General features: G+C 44.7%; 15 protein-coding genes. 13 read left to right on the top strand and 2 right to left on the bottom strand.

Annotated elements, in window-relative coordinates; genetic code table 11:
• Positions 1 to 86: 86 nt before the first annotated feature.
• A complete protein-coding gene (locus tag M3M38_RS05410) occupies positions 87 to 995 on the top strand; it encodes a hypothetical protein (RefSeq protein WP_252813829.1) in 909 nt (302 codons plus the stop codon).
• Between the two features lie 123 nt (positions 996 to 1,118).
• Here the strand turns inward: M3M38_RS05410 and M3M38_RS05405 are convergent, their stop codons facing one another.
• Positions 1,119 to 2,321 carry an ammonium transporter gene (locus tag M3M38_RS05405; RefSeq protein WP_252766734.1) on the bottom strand — a complete coding sequence of 401 codons (1,203 nt, stop codon included), beginning with the start codon at positions 2,319 to 2,321 and terminating at the stop codon, positions 1,119 to 1,121.
• A gap of 398 nt (positions 2,322 to 2,719) precedes the next feature.
• Between M3M38_RS05405 and M3M38_RS05400 the strand changes: the two genes are divergently transcribed.
• The 3 genes from M3M38_RS05400 to trhA all read left to right on the top strand — a co-directional run bounded on the left by M3M38_RS05400 (position 2,720) and on the right by trhA (position 5,319).
• Positions 2,720 to 4,054, top strand: coding sequence for an aspartate aminotransferase family protein (locus M3M38_RS05400; RefSeq protein ID WP_252813828.1), 1,335 nt, complete (start codon positions 2,720 to 2,722; stop codon positions 4,052 to 4,054).
• A 405-nt stretch (positions 4,055 to 4,459) separates the two neighbouring features.
• Positions 4,460 to 4,594 (top strand): sunset domain-containing protein, encoded by a 135-nt coding sequence (locus M3M38_RS07515; RefSeq protein WP_476729702.1) that lies wholly within the window; start codon positions 4,460 to 4,462, stop codon positions 4,592 to 4,594.
• A 77-nt stretch (positions 4,595 to 4,671) separates the two neighbouring features.
• Positions 4,672 to 5,319, top strand: coding sequence for a PAQR family membrane homeostasis protein TrhA (trhA, locus tag M3M38_RS05395; protein WP_252813827.1), 648 nt, complete (start codon positions 4,672 to 4,674; stop codon positions 5,317 to 5,319).
• Positions 5,320 to 5,395: 76 nt separating this feature from the next.
• Here trhA and rbsK read toward each other — a convergent pair whose 3' ends face one another.
• Entirely contained in the window at positions 5,396 to 7,033 is a 1,638-nt protein-coding gene (rbsK, locus tag M3M38_RS05390; protein WP_252813826.1) for a ribokinase, read from the bottom strand.
• Positions 7,034 to 7,409: 376 nt separating this feature from the next.
• Here rbsK and M3M38_RS05385 point away from each other — a divergent pair, with 376 nt between their 5' ends.
• From M3M38_RS05385 to M3M38_RS05345, 9 genes are all read left to right on the top strand, one after another.
• Positions 7,410 to 8,423 carry a zinc-dependent alcohol dehydrogenase family protein gene (locus tag M3M38_RS05385; protein ID WP_252814874.1) on the top strand — a complete coding sequence of 338 codons (1,014 nt, stop codon included), beginning with the start codon at positions 7,410 to 7,412 and terminating at the stop codon, positions 8,421 to 8,423.
• Between the two features lie 20 nt (positions 8,424 to 8,443).
• Entirely contained in the window at positions 8,444 to 9,283 is an 840-nt protein-coding gene (locus M3M38_RS05380; protein ID WP_252766726.1) for a DUF6198 family protein, read from the top strand.
• A gap of 229 nt (positions 9,284 to 9,512) precedes the next feature.
• The gene (locus tag M3M38_RS05375) at positions 9,513 to 10,925 is read left to right on the top strand and encodes an amino acid permease (protein WP_252813825.1); all 1,413 of its coding nucleotides are present in this window, start codon (positions 9,513 to 9,515) and stop codon (positions 10,923 to 10,925) included.
• 280 nt (positions 10,926 to 11,205) lie between these two features.
• Positions 11,206 to 12,855: a peptide ABC transporter substrate-binding protein gene (locus tag M3M38_RS05370; protein WP_252813824.1), complete on the top strand. Its 1,650-nt coding sequence runs from the start codon at positions 11,206 to 11,208 to the stop codon at positions 12,853 to 12,855.
• 15 nt (positions 12,856 to 12,870) lie between these two features.
• Complete coding sequence (opp3b, locus tag M3M38_RS05365; protein WP_252766722.1) at positions 12,871 to 13,803, top strand: oligopeptide ABC transporter permease; 933 nt, start codon at positions 12,871 to 12,873, stop codon at positions 13,801 to 13,803.
• A complete protein-coding gene (locus M3M38_RS05360; protein WP_252766720.1) occupies positions 13,803 to 14,828 on the top strand; it encodes an ABC transporter permease in 1,026 nt (341 codons plus the stop codon). The genes opp3b and M3M38_RS05360 overlap by 1 nt, the downstream gene beginning before the upstream one ends.
• Before the next feature lie 15 nt (positions 14,829 to 14,843).
• Positions 14,844 to 15,896, top strand: a complete 1,053-nt coding sequence (locus M3M38_RS05355) for an ABC transporter ATP-binding protein (protein ID WP_252766719.1) — start codon at positions 14,844 to 14,846, stop codon at positions 15,894 to 15,896.
• Complete coding sequence (locus M3M38_RS05350) at positions 15,889 to 16,809, top strand: ABC transporter ATP-binding protein (RefSeq protein WP_252766717.1); 921 nt, start codon at positions 15,889 to 15,891, stop codon at positions 16,807 to 16,809. The genes M3M38_RS05355 and M3M38_RS05350 overlap by 8 nt, the downstream gene beginning before the upstream one ends.
• Before the next feature lie 118 nt (positions 16,810 to 16,927).
• A complete protein-coding gene (locus M3M38_RS05345) occupies positions 16,928 to 17,581 on the top strand; it encodes a DUF1129 domain-containing protein (RefSeq protein WP_252813823.1) in 654 nt (217 codons plus the stop codon).
• Positions 17,582 to 17,587 lie beyond the last annotated feature (6 nt).

The raw sequence follows: 17,587 nt of genomic DNA, 5'->3' as shown, positions 1-17,587 counted from the left end.
ACATCGGCGAAGCTGAAAACATCGGTAATCGTTTAAAACAGCATTCTAATCCACAAGAAAATTGGTGGACCATTGCAGTTGCCTTTATGATTAACAATCAGACTCATCAACTTTCCAAGGCAGACATTAAATTTTTAGAGAATTTAATGTACTCTAAGGCCGAAACCACTAAGCAGATGCTTCTAGTTAATGCAAATACCCCCCATCAATCATTTGTAACCGAATCGAGAAAGTATGATTTAAAAAGCAACTTTATTAACATCGACATCCTTTTGCGTTCGTTGGGTTTCCCTCTCTTTGTTAAAACGAAACCTGCTGAAGTGTCGGAAATATCTAACTTAGATGATGATGGAATTAAGCTTTACCTAAACAGTCGTAATGCCAATGCAACCGGAATTTACCATCCGCATGATAAAACCATTACTGTTTTAACAGGCTCTCGTATAACTGAATTAGAACCAACCTCCTCTTTTACAATGAATGATTTATTGAAAAAGTTGATTCAAACTGGAATTATTAAAAACCATCGTTTCACCAGCAATTATCAATTTAATTCGGCTTCTACCGCAGCTAACATCATTACCAAAAGTAGTTACAGCGGTCCAAGGGTATGGCATGATCAGAAAAAACTTTCACTTCGTGATTTAGATTCAGCTGGTTCACATAAAACAGCTCCAAATTTCGATCAATCTAATTTATTCCATTTAAATATACGAGGAGCTCATGCTCAAGCTTTCTATGATTTTGAGACAAAGCACACTACGGTTCTCGAAGGTTCCAAATTAGCAAGCAAAACCGCTCCATCATTCAAACAATCCAACCTTATTAATGACCTAATTAAGCAACAAATCATCGTTAATAACGTTTTTAAGACTGATTATACATTCCCATCATCTTCTACCGCTGCTACAATAATCTGTAAATCACCTATGAGCGGACCTCATGCTTGGATGAATAATGATGGAATCCGCCTTGAAAATTTAATTAAGCATTAGAAAGAAGCGCAGCTTCGAAATTTTCATATAAAGAATTAAACTAAAAATCAATTTATACACAAAAAGCTTATTAATCAATCAAAAAGGACCTCAACCACATCGGTGAGGTCCTTCAGTGTCTATTTATTGTAAATCCGCCATTTCCCTTTTCACAATTTCTTCTTCATGGCGCATCCGCATGCTCATGACTTGTTTGAGCACCATGATAATCACGGTCACTACCACCATGGTAAAGGCAACCGTAAACAATGTGGCTCCTAGTTGAATCCCAAACTGGTGGAAGCTACCGCCGACCAGCCAACCATTATGCGTGACAGCTGGGTTAATCGCCTTGGTAGCAAACAATCCAGTTAAGATACTCCCAACGATTCCGGAGACCCCATGGCATCCAAAAGCATCTAGGGTATCATCAACTTTAAGTTTCGGTTTGATTACGGTAATGAATCCGTAACTAGCCATCGTAGCAATAGCTCCAATGATCATTGCGCTTTCAATCGAAACGAATCCACAAGCCGGTGTAATGGCAACTAAACCACAAATGGCTCCAGAACAAATCCCAAACAGCGTCGCATTTCGCTTCATAAAGACGTCCAAAATTACCCACACTAACATGGCAGTGGCGGTCGCTACCGTCGTGGTTAACATCGCTTGCATGGCAATGCCGTTGATGGCAAAAGCCGAACCAGCGTTAAAGCCGTACCAACCAATCCAGAGGAAGGTGGTACCCAGTAACACCCAACTCAAACTCTTAGGACTTCCTTTTTCTTTAATCAAACGGGGCCCAAGAAAGTAGGCTAACAGTAAGGCCGTGACTCCAGCATTAATGTGAACCACCAGTCCCCCGGCAAAATCCAGTACGCCGAGGCTTTGAAGGAATCCACCACCCCAAACGATGTGGACTAATGGGTAATAAACGAATAATGACCACAAAACCACGAATAGAATCAGGAAGCGGAAGTTAATCCGTTCGACAACTGCTCCCACAAACAGAGCTGGCGTAATCAACGCAAACATCATTTGAAAAACTAAGAAGGAGATGTTGGTAATGCTCCCCCCAGTGGTTGGCGCTGGAGCATTTAACTTCAAATTATGTAAAAAGAAGTTATGCAAGTTTCCAATGATGTTCCAGTTGTTACCAGAAAATGACAGTGAGTACCCACAAATTACCCACAGTAACACGGGCACACAACACATAATAAAAACGGCCATTAATGTATTATTAATATCACGCCGTGGCACCATTCCTCCGTAAAAAAATGCTAATCCCGGCGTCATCACAAAGACCAGAATCGAACACAAGAAAATAAATAACACGTTAACCGCCATTGTAAATCTCTCCTTCTTTGTTTTTTCTCAGTATAAAAGTCAGTATAAGAACTCGTTTCCCATTTGTTTAGGGTTAATGTCGGGTTATGTGACATCAAAGGAAAAATTAGTGATTGACAGCTTCTAAGTGCCGTTCTATACTTATAAAAATTACTGAAAAGGAGTGACAATCATGGCACAGCATCAACAATCATCAATGGTCATTTTATTATCCGTCATTTTGAACCATGCGGATGATAAAGTGATGCTTGCCTAATTGGTCACCATACCGTCCGCACAGCTACTGACTGTGAGGACGATTGAGATTTACAATAACAGCTTATCTCCTAAAGCCTCCAGTCAACCTAGCTGGAGGCTTTTTTCAGGATTTGGTCATCAAATTCAAAGGAGGAACTGTTATGTCACAGAATGAATCATTATTGCACCAAGAAACACAGGGACTCGCTCCTGCCAGTCGAATTAAATTTTTTGACGTGGTCCTTAAATCAGGAAAAGGAGCCATCCTCACCGATGCCGATGGCAATGATTACATCGATTTACTGTCCAGCGCTTCGTCAACCAACACTGGTCACGCTCATCCGCACGTAGTCAAAGCCATCCAGGACCAAGCGGCGCGGTTAATTCAATACACCCCTGCTTACTTTGCAACGGAACCAGAGATTAAGTTAGTTAAACGTCTGACCGCTTTAGCTCCCATCGGTGGACCAGCAAAACTGGCGTTTGGGAACTCCGGTTCCGATGCAAACGATGCTATTATCAAGTTTGCCCGCGCTTACACAGGCCGGCAAAACGTGGTGAGCTTCACTGGTGCTTACCACGGCTCGACCTACGGCTCCATTACCACCTCAGGCGTTAGTTTGAACATGGCACGTAAGATTGGCCCGCTCCTTCCTGGTGTAGTTAAGATCCCCTTCCCGAGCCATTGGGATAAACTTTCCTACGAAACGGAGGATGAGTTCTGTGACCGGCTGTTTGCAGCCTTCAAGCAACCGTTTGAAACCTATCTGCCTGCCGACGAAACCGCGCTAGTGGAAATTGAAGCCATTCAAGGAGATGGTGGTTTTTGTAAGGCACCAGAACGATACCTCAATCAGGTTTACCAGTTCTGTCAGGACCATGGAATCTTATTCGCCGTGGATGAAGTTAATCAAGGATTGGGTCGAACTGGAAAAATGTGGAGCATTGATCACTTCCCAGACGTGCATCCCGATTTAATTGCCGTGGGCAAGTCGATTGCTTCCGGATTGCCGCTTAGTGCTGTAGTTGGACGCGCCGAAGTAATTGACTCACTTGCTGCTCCCGGTAATGTTTATACCACCGCTGGGAATCCCGTCACTACGGCTGCTGCCAACGCCACTCTCGATGTGATTGAAACTGAACACCTAGTGGAACGAAGTGCTCAGCTAGGGAAGAAAGCTCGCCAATTCTTTCTGAATCTCCGTGACCGTTATCCTTTTATTGGTGACGTCCGCATTTACGGTTTAAACGGAGGAATTGACGTCGTAGATTCGATCACCAAGCACCCCGATGAAACAGCCGCTTCCATGTTAATCACTCGTTTATTTGAACTCGGGGTCCTCATGATTACAGTGCGGGGCAACGTCCTTCGGTTTCAACCCCCATTGGTAATCCCAGAAGAAACTCTTGATCTGGCGTTACAGACGATTGACCAGGCCTGTGCCGACCTAGCAGCTGGTAAGCTTGCCAAACCAACTCATAAGATTGGTTGGTAATGAATTGTGACGTTTTATTTAGATTTGTAACAAGTTAGGGTAGAAATTAAAATCAGCAATTGCTATCATTAAATTAATTTCCAAAATAATGAAGGAGTTGTTCATCATTCGTTCTGTTCACCGTAGTTTTAAGATTCTAGTAGGTGTCGTTACCATCATTGCTTTAACACTTGTCACTGCTTTAGTCACGAATGCTCACGCTACTAGTCATCCTTCCAAGGCAAAGACGTCCCAAGTTAAAAAGAAGACTCCCAAAAAGCATCATCACAAGAAAAAAATGCATAAAAAAAGAGGCAATCTGCCTTACCTGCTGCGTCTACATCAACTAGTTCAGCTACCACGAACCAAACTACATCAAAACAAGATCAAGTTGACACCACAACTACTTCCAATTCAACTGGAACTATCATTGGGAACAGTCGGACCATGGTTTACCATACTCCCGACCAATCAAACTATCACATTAATAGTGGCAATATCATTGCCTTTCGTTCTGAAGCAGAGGCCCAAGCCGCTGGATATCATAAAGCTACTCGTTAAAAAGGAACCGCCCGTACGGTTCCTTTTTTGGTATGATGAAGCTGAACTAATTTTATTAAGATGAAGAGAGTTTACCTATGATCAATCAATTTCGTAACAGCCAAGACTATCATATTTTAAACGAAATTCTCAGTGCCCTCACCCACGGGATTGGCGTGGCACTCAGTATTGCCGGACTCGTGATGCTGATTCTACGGGGTGTTCAAGAAGGCGGGGCTCTCCGAATCACTTGTTTTGCTATCTACGGTTCCATTCTGGTGCTATTTTATCTAGCTTCCACTCTGTTCCATAGCCTTTCGTTCACTCCAGCCAAAAATGTCTTTCAAGTCTTTGATCATTCCGCAATCTACATTCTAATTGCCGGAACCTACCTGCCCTACTGTTTGATTACCATCGGCGGCTGGCTTGGTTGGACAACACTCATTGTGATTTGGCTGATGGCAGTTGCGGGAATCATCTACAAGGCCATGTATGGCAATCGGTTCCCCGTGGTTTCAACCGTAATCTATATTATTATGGGACGGGCCTGTTTAATTGATGCATGGCCTTTGTGGCAGAACCTCAGTCACCTAAGTTTCTGGCTCCTCTTTGCTGGTGGCGTGTCCTTTACAGTCGGAGCCGTGATTTACAGTTTTAAGCAGATTCTATTTGGCCACGTTATTTGGCACCTGTTTGTGATGCTGGGGACGATCCTGATGTACTTTTCGATTTATTTGAGTGTTTAAACTAATTAAGTATCAAAAAGGTTCTAGTGATTTCTCAATTACTAGAACCCTTTTTTGTCAACTAAGTTATTCAAATTTATTTCCGTTCGTCTTGCTTCAAATCCTCACGCTTAACCACCTTGACCTGGTCACCACCGACAACCATTTCGTCACAGATGTTTAAGAACAGACCATGTTCCACCACCCCAGTTTGTTTCTTAAGGTTTTCGGATAGAGCTTGTAGGTCAGCATCCTTGGGAATCGTGATGTCAATCAGGTAGTTACCAGAATCGGTCGCCATAATGTCCCCGTTTTCCTGGAATCGGAAGGCAGGATGATAACCATTGTCACGCAGGTAACGGAAGACCCCCATGCCCCCAAACGGAATCACTTCCACTGGCAACATTTGTCCCTCAAGCGAGTGCCGTGGTTTGCGTTCATCCACAATCCAGACGTTGCGTTTCGACATGTTAGCAACTAATTTTTCAAACAGGAGCGCTGCTCCGCCCCCTTTAATTCCATCGAGATGGTCATCCACCACGTCGGCGCCATCGACCGTTACATCAACCGCATCAATTGTGTTCACATCCAACATCCGCATTCCTAGCTTCTCAGCTAGTTGCTGCGTCCCGACCGAAGTTGCTACACACTCGATATCCAGGTGTTCCTTCTCAATCCGATCGTGAATCGCCTTCACAAAGTAAGCCGCCGTGGTTCCAGAACCAAGTCCTAGGACGATGTGGTCTGGAATCCGCGCTGCCACGTATTGCGCTGCTTGTTCCTTTTGGCGTTCAATCTGTTCTTTGGAGTGATTGGTCTTTTGGTTGGCAGCCTCAATTTGTTCTCGAGTTGGAATCGAGTTTTGGGCCCCGGCAATCTGCACCGTCAATGAAGAAGCACGGTTGGCGTACAGCATCGCATCTTCGATATTGCTATTGTCCATCTCCAGTTGCGAAGCGAGCGCCCCAATAAAGGTATCCCCAGCGGCCGTTGTATCCACTGCCTTAACCTTAAAGGCCGGAATGAAACCGTGAGCTTGTGGAGTCGCGTAAAAGGCTCCCTTGGAACCAACCGTAATAATTACCATCGAAATGCCCTTACTAAAGAAGACCATTGCATTATCAAGCATCGAAACCTCGTCAGCAACTTCAATGCCCGTCAACGTCTGGGCTTCCGTTTCGTTCGGGGTAATCACGTCAGTTAGGCGCAATAACTCTTCCGGTAATTCCTTGGCTGGAGCTGGATTCAAAATGGTTTGCACCCCATGGGCCTTCGCAATCTTAAAGGCCGCAATAATCGCTGGGAGCGGAATTTCCAGTTGGGCAATCACCCGATCTGCTTGAGCAATTACTTCCTGGTGCGCTTCCACGTCAGCCGCCGTCAACTCCATGTTGGCACCACCGTAAACGTAAATTGAATTTTGGCCGGATTGGTCGACCGTTATGTATGCTTTTCCCGTTTGGGCTTGATCAGTTGTAACTAAGTGATCCACGTTAATGTGATCATTTTGAAAACCAGTCAGCATGTTCTGCCCGTCTTCATCGTTCCCGAGTTTCGTAATAAAGGTAGTTTGCGCCCCCGAACGAGCTGCTGCAATGGCCTGGTTCGCTCCTTTACCACCACCGTGGGATTGTTGGTAACTATTAATGGCCAACGTTTCTCCAGGCAGAGCGTATTTTTCTACGTTTAAAACTTTATCAACGTTGGTAGATCCGACAACAACAACATTTTTCATCTCATGACCTCATTTCTATCTCGTTTTCGTCTTGATTATACCACGTTGCTGTAACCGCTTACAAACACGATAAAAGTGTGCACATTATTAAGATTGTGAAAAATTGAATTAATCAAAATATTGATTTTGCTAAAATAAGCCAGTTTACGCACCCGCAAATTAGCTTGATCACTATTTCACTTGTGAAATTCAGCAAATTTAGAAAAACTATCCAAAACCCCTTGAAATAATAATGTAAACGGTTTATATTTTAAAGTGTAACGTTGAGTTTGATTGCTAATGATAAATATCCTCATTTAATTGGATTACTTCATTTTAGTAATTATGCTCAAACTATCACTTTACTTTATGAAGGAGAAATATTATGGCTGACAAGATGAAAGCTTTAGTAATGACTGCCAAGCAACAAATGGAAATTGAAGAACGCGAAGTTCCTACTCCTAAAGACGATGAAGTCTTAGTAGAAACTGCTTACGCAGGGATTTGTGGTACTGACAACGCCCTCTTCAACGGACTTCCAGGTTCTGCTGACGCCGTTCCTCCCATTGTTTTAGGTCACGAAAACTCTGGTGTCGTTCGTGCCGTTGGTAAGAACGTTAAAAACTTTAAGGAAGGCGACCGGGTAGCCGTTGACCCTAACATCTACTGTGGCAAGTGTCACTACTGTCACATCGGCCTTTACGAAGAATGTGAAAACCTTTCTGCCGTTGGGGTTACTCGCGACGGTGGTTTGGAACAATACTTCACTGCTCCTGAAGAAGTAACTTACCATGTTCCAGATGCAATTTCCTTAAAAGCTGCTTGCTCAATGGAACCAATTTCTTGTGGTGTTCACACGATGCACATCACGGAAGACATTCAACCAAGCATGAAGGCTTTAATCATCGGTGATGGTTACATGGCTAAGTTATTCGCCCAATTATTGCGCGCTTACGGAATCCAAGACATCACTATGACTGGTCGTCACGATGACTTACTGGCTCAAGAAAAAGAACAATTAAACTTAACCCACGTTGTTAACACAACCAAGGAAGACATCCCTGGTAACTACGACTTTGTGATTGAAGCCGTTGGTAAACCAGAAACTCAAGAACAAGCCGTGGAACACACTAACCCAGGTGCTCAAGTATTCATGTTCGGGGTTGGTGCTCCTGGTCAAACCTTCTCAATGAACACTTACGAAATCTTCAAGAAGCAATTAACGGTTAAAGGTTCTATGATTAACCCGCACGCTTTCGTGGACTCCATTGCATTGCTTGAATCTGGTGCCGTAAAGGTTGAACCTTTCCAAGCTAACGTAATTTCGTTAGAAGAAGTTGAAGGTGTCTTAGACCACTCAACTCCTAAGACCGGTAAGACCATCGTTGCCGTTAACCCTGACCTGAAATAATTTAACTAAAGGAGAGAAACATGGCTTATCAAAAACCTCAAAAAACGCCACGGACGATTTCCATGAAAACGTCCATCATGTTTTTTATCCTCTCTTTGGTAATTAACTCGTTGGGAAACGTACTCACTCTGGTTTCTAGTTCAAAAGTGCTCCCTTCCTTTTTAGGATCAGCTTACTGGACTGCGACTGAAACAAACCTAGGAATCGCCTTTCACTGGAACTTATTTTGGGCGTTCTTAATCCTCGGGATTTTAACGACCGTTTTAAATGCGATTCTAGTTGGTCACTGGGATTGGGGTCGGGCCTTAGGAAACGTAATTTTCATGGTGCCGTTCTCCTTCCTGATTCAATTCTTTGATAACTTGTTCGTGGGTGGGGATTTATTTGGCTTCCATATGAGCCCCATCGTTAACATTCCGGTTGCCAGTGCTCATGCTGGTGACTGGTGGTTAATCGCCCTCTACATCTTGATTAACTTCATCGGAGTGGCTTTTATCGCGATTGCAATTTCAATCTATCAGCGGGTTAATCTCGTGTTACACCCGGCTGATGATCTGATGCAAATTCTGCGGTTTAAGTACTTCAAGGGACATGCTGCTCGGGCAATGTGGGCTTCCTACATTCCTCCAACGATTATGGGTGTGATTGCCTTTATCATCACTCGTCAGTTTACTTACTACGGGGTGGGAACCATTTTTGCCTTCCTCTTCCAAGGAAACATTACTGGTTGGGCTGATAAGATGATTTTCCCACACTTGAAACACCAAGCCGTTGATGTTTCAGAAATTGATGAACCCATTATCGCCGAAGAAATTGATACCGATATTGAGGAACACGAAGAAAAAGATAAAAAAGATTAAGCGACCATTTTTAACCACGTTACTAAATTAGTAGCGTGGTTTTTTTATGGTTATTTTTTCTCCCATCCAAACCATTTAACCTTTTTTCTTCTATATAATAAGCCCAATCATTGCCTTTCCAATGAAATGTTTTGTAACATAAACAATTGTTCATTTTACGTTGACACCAATTATTCTTCGTGCTATCGTTAGAAAAATTTAATTTTTACACCGTAAAGGAGGAAATATCATGCACGGTCTCTTTCGTAAAAAAGACATTGATACGTTACTAAACCAATCAACCCCGTTGAAACGGAGTCTAACCGCTAAGGACCTCACCCTACTCGGGATTGGGGCCATCATCGGAACCGGGATTTTCGTTCTGACGGGGAAAGGCGCACTGACCGCGGGTCCGGCCCTCTCCATTTCCTTTCTAATTGCCGCCATCTGTTGTGGATTTGCAGGACTCTGTTACGCAGAGTTCGCCTCTATGGCCCCCATTTCGGGTTCAGCCTACACCTACTCTTTCATTGCCTTTGGTGAGTTAATTGCCTTCATCATCGGTTGGGATCTGATTCTAGAGTATGCCCTTGCTGCGGCTACCGTAGCCGTTGGGTGGTCCGGATACTTCGTTAACATTTTGGCCAACATCGGGATTAAGGTTCCGACGGCTTTAACCGCGGCTGCCGGAACAACTCCGGGCGTGCACACCATCTTTAACCTCCCGGCCTTTCTGATTGTTCTAATCATCACCTGGGTTATCTCACTGGGTATAAACGAAACCAAACGACTGAACTCCATTATGGTGTTCATTAAGCTGGGTGTGATCTTACTCTTCATTCTCTTTACGGTTTGGTCAGTCAAGGTTGCCAACTGGAAACCATTCAACCCATTTGGTTGGTACTCAATTCACAACGGGACGGCCGCTGGAATTATCCCCGCTGCTTCAATCGTGTTCTTCTCTTTCATCGGGTTTGATTCCGTTTCTTCCAGTGCTGAAGAAACCATTAACCCGAGCAAGAACCTCCCACGTGGGATTCTTTTCTCACTAATTATTTCAACAATTCTCTACATCATAATGACTCTGATCATGACCGGAGTGGTTAAGTACCCCGTTTTTGCTAAGTACCTCAACGCTCCAGTACTGGCTGTCCTTGCCCAAACCGGACAGACGTGGCTTGCTGCCGTCGTAAGTCTCGGGGCTGTAGTGGGAATGACGACCGTGATCTTGGTAATGCTGTACGGTCAATCCCGGATTAGTTACTCCATGGCGCGAGACGGTCTTTTCCCGAAGGTCTTTAGTAAGGTCGACCAGAAGCATCAAACCCCTTACGTGGTTACCTGGTTCTTTGGAATCATCACGGCCCTAGCTGCGGGATTCATTAACTTAAACATCCTGTCCGAACTGGTGAATATTGGAACTCTGTCAGCCTTCATTCTGGTGGCGGCCGGAATCATGTTAATGCGCTACACGCAACCCAAAGCCAAACGGGGCTTCAAAGCTCCCTTGGTTCCCTTCACGCCCATCATGTCAATTCTCTTCTGTTTCATGTTAATTGCAGGTCTGAACTGGGAAACTTGGGTGCGGTTCTTCATCTGGTTAGTGCTCGGATTAATCGTTTACTTCGGTTACAGTCGCCGGCATTCAGTATTAAATAAATAACATTGCAGCAGTTCTAATTGTGGAACTGCTTTTTGTATGATGAGTAATTACCCTTAATTTTCTGATTTGAGTCTATTTTAGGTGAACAATTGTCCTCATTAGCATTCAAACCAGCCAATTAGCAAACATTGCCTTTCTTTCCCCGTCAGGCGTTCGCAAACCATTCCTTAATATCCTCATTAATTACGTGAATATTAATATTTTATGTTTACATTTGCTTTTCATGGGGGGTACAATAAGAAAAACTTAAGTTTTTGAACTTTTTTTGGAGGTAGTCACTATGAAATTTTTTCGGCACCATAAACTAATTTCGGTTGCGCTCGTTGGTGCCGCTGCTCTCACGCTGGCTGGATTAATTAATCCGGCTCATGCCGCTGATGGTGGTGACAAAAAGACGCTCTCAGTTAGTGCCAAAGCTCCCATCAACACCATGGACTCATCTTTAAACACTGATGCCTACGGGGCCCAGTCTTTAAACAACACCATGGAGGGACTTTATCGTTTCACCGGGCAAAAGCTAGAACCGGCTGTTGCTAAATCAATTGCGAAACCTACGAACGATGGGAAACGTTACACGATTGATTTGAAAAAAACCAAATGGTCCAACGGTGATCCCGTAACCGCCAACGATTTTGTGTACGCTTGGCGGCGGATTGTGGATCCCAAGACCGCTTCGCAATATTCCTACATCTATAGTGGAATTAAAAACGCGGACGCCATTACGGCCGGAAAGAAAAAGCCCGACCAACTGGGAATTAAGGCACTTGGTCCTTACAAGCTCCAAATTGACCTGGACCACCCGATTCCGTTCTTCGATACCTTGATGAGTAGTTCTCAATTCTATCCATTGAACCAAAAAGTGGTTGAAAAGCTCGGTGACCAATACGGACTAGCCAGCAAGGGCATGGTCTTCAACGGACCTTACAAGTTGCAGAACTGGAAGGTCGGCGATACCGAATGGACTGACGTAAAGAACACCAGTTACTGGAACGCTAAGAACGTGAAATTAAACAAGGTGAAGTACTACACCATTTCTGACCCTAACACCGGTTTGAACCTCTACGATACCAACGTCTTAGACCGATACCAAAACCTGAATGGGGATACAGCTCGGCAATTAGCTAACAGTAAGGATTTTAGTACCGATCCTGCAAACTCAACTTACTACCTAGAGTTGAACCAAAAGAAAATTCCAGCGTTGAAAAACGCCAAGTTACGACAAGCCATGTCTTTAACTATCAACCGGAACGATCTTTCTAACATCATCTTAGGAAAGACCGGGATTCCAGCGCACAGTTTGGTCCCAAGCAAGATGAGTAAGAATCCCCAAACAGGTAAGGACTTTGTCAAGACCGATCAAGCCATGGCGGACCGTAAGTATACGGCTTACAACCCCACCTTAGCGAAGAAACTGTGGCAAGAAGGAATGAAGGAAACCGGGCAAAAAGAATTGAACCTAACCTTCACCGCTGATAACACTGATACCACCAAGAAACTCGCTGAATACCTGCAAAACAACATGGAAAAGGACTTACCCGGTCTAAAGATGACCATCAGTTCCGTTCCATTTAAGACCCGACTCCAACGGGAAGCTAGTGGAGAATTTGATATGGCCACATCGGCTTGGAGTGCTGATTACCCAGACCCAACCAACTTCTTGGACTTAGCCACGACTGGCAACCCACAAAACAACGGAAAATGGTCGAACAAAGGCTTTGACGAACAAGAAAAGGCCGCTACTTCTACTAATGCCAACAACCCTACTGCTCGTTGGCAAAACATGCAAAACGCGCAACACATTTTAACCCAAGAACAGGGAATCATCCCAATGTACCAAGACACCACTGCTTCTTTAACGAAGCCTGACGTGCGCGGCTTTAACATTACCCCAACTGGTCAATATGACATGGCAGCCGTTTACAAAAAATAAAGGAGGTTAAAAACGATGACGAAGTACATCTTAAAACGAATTTTTTATCTATTGCTCACGTTACTGATTATCGCTTCCATCACCTTCTTCATGATGAAAGGGTTGCCGGGGACGCCGTACACGAACCAAGCCAAAATGTCTCCAGCCCAACTAACCATGATGAACCACAAGTATGGGTTTGATAAACCACTCTACGTACAATACTTTATCTACATGGGAAACCTCTTACACGGTGACTTGGGGACATCGTTCCAATTTAATAACCAACCCGTTACCCAGTTAATTGGAGACCACATTGGACCTTCGATGCAATTAGGGCTACAAGCCATGATTGTTGGAACGGTCCTGGGAATCATCCTCGGAAGTATCGCTGCCATCCGGAAAAATTCCTGGGTGGATGCAACGGCTACAATTGTATCGATTTTAGGATTATCCATCCCTAGTTTCGTGTTAGCCATCTTGTTACAATACTACCTCGGTTACAAATGGCAACTCTTCCCCGTGGCTCTCTGGCACGGTTTTAGTTACTCCATTCTCCCAACGCTTGCTTTAGCGGCCTTCCCATTGGCAAGCATCGCGCGGTACATGCGAACGGAAATGGTTGATGTGCTCCATAGTGACTACATCGAACTTGCCAAAGCTAAGGGGGATACCAGTCGCCAAGTGATTATCAAACATGCCATTCGAAACTCTTTGATTCCCATCATCACGGTAATTGGTCCGATGGCCGTTTCCATCATGACTGGTTCCATGGTAGTTGAATCCATCTTCTCGATTCCTGGGATTGGAAATCAATTTGTGCAGTCAATTTTAACCAATGATTACCCAACCATCATGGGCTTGACCATCTTCTACTCGGTCCTGATGGTGTCCATCATTCTGATTGTTGATATCCTTTACGGAATCATTGACCCACGGATTAGACTTGGTAAAGGAGGAAAAGCATAATGGCACAAAACTTACCACCCCAGGAAAGTGAATTCCAATTTGTCAGCAATGATTTATCGAACTTGCCAATTTCTGGTGAGGTCGTTGGTGACTCACGAACCTACTTTCAAGACGTTAAACGGCGTCTCTTCCACAACAAAATCGCGATGGTTGCTGGAATCATCCTCTTACTAATCGTGTTAATCGCCTTCCTTGGACCAGCCTTTGTTCCGACTGATCCAAACGCGCAAAACGTTTTATTTGCTAACTTGCCACCCAAGATTGGAAACTTAAACATTCCTGGTTTTAACGGGATGCAAACGGTCGCTGGTCACACGGTGGACGCCTATCAACAAGCTCACGTTCCTCACGGTACTTACTACGTCTTTGGAACCGACTACCTAGGTCGGGACCTCTTCGCCCGGGTGCTTTATGGAACGCGGCTCTCAATTATCGTAGCCGTCGTTGCAACCCTGTTGGACCTCTTCATCGGGGTTCCTTACGGGATTGTTTCTGGATTAGCCAGCGAACGCGTTGATACTTTCATGCAACGGATCATCGAAATTATTTCTTCTGTTCCTGACCTCATCGTTGTAATCCTATTGTTAATCGTGTTGAAACCAGGTTTGACTTCGATCACGATTGCAATTGCCTTCACCGGTTGGATTACCATGGCTCGTTTGATTCGGGCGCAGGTCTTCAAACTGAAGGAAAACGAATACGTGTTAGCTTCCCAAACTTTAGGTGAATCAAAGACTAAGATTGCTTGGAAACACCTGATTCCTAACTTGAGTTCGACCATCATCATTCAGACGATGTTCTCGATTCCAAGTGCCATCTTCTTTGAAGCCTTCCTAAGTTTCATCGGGATTGGGATTCCAGCACCAAACGCTTCTTTAGGGACGTTGATGAGCGACGGACAAAAAGCCTTCCACTTCCTGCCTTACCAAATGTGGATTCCTGCTTTAATCCTGAGTTTGATTATGATTACTACGAACCTGGTTGGGGACGGCCTGCGGGACGCCTTTGACCCACAATCTGATTAGAAAGGAGGAGTACCGATGACTGACAACATTTTACAAGTGAAAAATTTACAAGTAGACTTTTCGACCTTAAACGGAACTGTCCACGCCATCCGAGACGTTAGTTTTGACCTGAAAAAAGGGGAAACCCTCGCTCTCGTGGGTGAATCTGGTTCCGGAAAATCAGTAACCGTGCGGAGCGTGATTCAACTGTACGCTAAGAATGCCAAGGTTACTGGTGGTTCCGTCCAGTTTCACGACCAAGATCTCCTCCATTTAAGTCCTAAGGAAATGGATAAGATTCGGGGAAAAGACATCTCGATGATCTTCCAGGATCCAATGACCTCATTGGACCCCACCATGACGATTGGTAAGCAGGTTGCTGAACCGTTGATTACTCACGGTGATGCCTCAAAGGAAGAAGCCATGAAAAGAGCCCTCGAGGTCTTAGAAATGGTGGGCATTCCGAACGCCAAGGAACGAATCAAGGACTATCCTCACCAATTCTCTGGTGGGCAACGACAACGGATCGTGATTGCGATGGCCATCATCGATAACCCAGAAATTCTGATTGCCGACGAACCAACCACGGCGTTGGACGTGACGGTGCAAGCCCAAATCATTAGCTTATTAAAGGACCTGCAAAAGAAGATTGGAACTTCCATCATCTTCATCACCCACGATTTAGGGGTGGTGGCCGGAATTGCTGACCGGGTGGCCGTGATGTATGCCGGTAAGATTATTGAATACGGATTGACGGACGAAATTTACTACGATCCAAGGCATCCCTACACTTGGGGACTCCTCGACTCAATGCCGACCCTGGACATTCAAGGTCAACGGCTGAAAGCCATTCCCGGAACTCCGGCTAACTTAATTAATCCCCCCAAGGGGGATGCGTTTGCTCCCCGGGATCCATATGCCCTAAAAATCGATGAACGGTTACAACCACCCTTCTTTAAGGTGACGGATACCCACTACGCCGCTACCTGGTTGCTCGATCCCCGCGCTCCCAAGGTAACCCCGCCAGAATCAATTCAAAAGCGGTTTGCGAAATACAAAGAACTGCGAGGTGAAGAACAACATGACTAATTCAGAGCAAAAGCCAATCGTAAAGGTGCGGCACTTAAAGCAGTACTTTAACGAAGGTAAAAAGGATGAAGTCAAGGCCGTGGATGACATTTCCTTTGACATCTACGAAGGTGAAACCCTTGGTTTAGTGGGTGAATCTGGTTCCGGAAAAACGACCACCGGTCGGAGTATCATTCGGCTGTACAATCCAACCAGTGGTGACGTTTACTTTCACGATGAAAACATTGCGAAATTAAAAAACAAACACCTCAAGGATTTCCGGAAGCAGATGCAGATGATTTTCCAAGATCCTTACGCTTCTTTAGATCCACGGATGAAAGTTAAGGACATCATTGCTGAAGGAATTGACATTCATCATCTGGCCCAAAACAGCGAAGACCGGGATCGTCAGGTGGCTGACTTACTCAAGAAGGTTAACTTAAACCCTGAATTTGCCAACCGATATCCCCACGAATTCTCTGGGGGACAACGCCAACGGATCGGGATTGCCCGGGCGTTAGCCGTTCAGCCTGACTTCATCATCGCCGACGAACCGATTTCGGCCCTTGATGTTTCGATTCAAGCCCAAGTGGTCAACCTGTTACAAGACATTCAGGAAGAACAAGGATTAACCTACCTGTTTATCGCCCACGATTTGTCGATGGTGAAGTACATCAGTGACCGAATTGCCGTGCTTTACAAGGGTAAAATCGTCGAGATGGCGGAAACGGAAGAAGTTTATAACCATCCGCTCCACCCTTACACGCAGAGCCTGTTATCAGCGGTTCCAGTTCCTGATCCAGAACTAGAACGCAATCATCACGTTAAAGAGTTTGATCACTCGCATCCGTTTAAGGAAGGCGAGGAACTCCGTGAAGTAAAACCCGGCCACTTCCTCTACTGTGACGAAGCGACTGCCCAAAAGTATCAATAACCACAAAAAGCCCCTCCTAGGTGGGGCTTTTTGTTTACAGTTTTAAACTGAGCCAGCCGTTCAAAGCGGGTTCAGAAATGATATAATGAACCAAATTACTTAGTAAAGGAGTCTGCTCGTGAAATACAATCAATTGAGCCAACAAAATGCTAACCTACAAGCCAAGCTCGACAAATCCCACCAGCGTTATTATCAATCACTGCTGTTCTACGTCCGGTTCTTCAGCCTCTTTGTCCACGAAACAGAGATTGAATCCGAACTACTAGGAATCCTCTATCGGCTCTTAGACGGACAAAAAAAGGGTAAATCTGGTCAGGCTACCTTTCAGATGAATCCGAAAATTTTGGCTTATCAATTAACCCAGGCGCAGAAACTCAAACCAAAATCACTTTTGCATTTTCTGTGCGTAGTGACTTTCTGGTTGGTAATCGCTCTGTGTGTTCCAGTCCTACTGATTCCTCACTTGCAACTCAACGTAGGAGGCTTACTGTTGGCCGTGGCCTACATCTGGGGCTTTGGCTGGCTCGTTACTCGTCCCTTTATGATGCGCTTCTTCTTACGGTTACCGACCTGGGCTACGATTGTACTCACCGTGCTCTTGTGGTTGATTCTCTTTTATCCGCTCATCTTATTTCCCATTATCAGCCCTACCACGACGGATCCGATTGGATTTTCCCGCTTAATTCGCTTCGTGGTCCTGGCTCTGATTATCATCCTCATCCTGGGTGTCTATCTCTACCGCGAAAAACACCAAACACACAAAAAGGAGTAACTCATA

It is taken from the genome of Fructilactobacillus cliffordii (genome assembly GCF_024029355.1).
Classification (GTDB): Bacteria; Bacillota; Bacilli; order Lactobacillales; family Lactobacillaceae; genus Fructilactobacillus; species Fructilactobacillus cliffordii.
This window is presented reverse-complemented; position numbering and strand designations above follow the sequence as displayed.

Bases quoted from the DNA above. Each gene is read 5' to 3' on its own strand.
- M3M38_RS05355 (WP_252766719.1), top strand. From the start codon at position 14,844: ATGACTGACAACATTTTACAAGTGAAAAATTTACAAGTAGACTTTTCG.
- M3M38_RS05405 (WP_252766734.1), bottom strand. From the start codon at position 2,321: ATGGCGGTTAACGTGTTATTTATTTTCTTGTGTTCGATTCTGGTCTTT.
- rbsK (WP_252813826.1), bottom strand. From the start codon at position 7,033: ATGAAAAATGTTGTTGTTGTCGGATCTACCAACGTTGATAAAGTTTTA.
- M3M38_RS05360 (WP_252766720.1), top strand. From the start codon at position 13,803: ATGGCACAAAACTTACCACCCCAGGAAAGTGAATTCCAATTTGTCAGC.
- M3M38_RS05350 (WP_252766717.1), top strand. From the start codon at position 15,889: ATGACTAATTCAGAGCAAAAGCCAATCGTAAAGGTGCGGCACTTAAAG.
- trhA (WP_252813827.1), top strand. From the start codon at position 4,672: ATGATCAATCAATTTCGTAACAGCCAAGACTATCATATTTTAAACGAA.
- opp3b (WP_252766722.1), top strand. From the start codon at position 12,871: ATGACGAAGTACATCTTAAAACGAATTTTTTATCTATTGCTCACGTTA.
- M3M38_RS05375 (WP_252813825.1), top strand. From the start codon at position 9,513: ATGCACGGTCTCTTTCGTAAAAAAGACATTGATACGTTACTAAACCAA.
- M3M38_RS05410 (WP_252813829.1), top strand. From the start codon at position 87: ATGATTAACAATCAGACTCATCAACTTTCCAAGGCAGACATTAAATTT.
- M3M38_RS05370 (WP_252813824.1), top strand. From the start codon at position 11,206: ATGAAATTTTTTCGGCACCATAAACTAATTTCGGTTGCGCTCGTTGGT.
- M3M38_RS05380 (WP_252766726.1), top strand. From the start codon at position 8,444: ATGGCTTATCAAAAACCTCAAAAAACGCCACGGACGATTTCCATGAAA.
- M3M38_RS05385 (WP_252814874.1), top strand. From the start codon at position 7,410: ATGAAAGCTTTAGTAATGACTGCCAAGCAACAAATGGAAATTGAAGAA.
- M3M38_RS05400 (WP_252813828.1), top strand. From the start codon at position 2,720: ATGTCACAGAATGAATCATTATTGCACCAAGAAACACAGGGACTCGCT.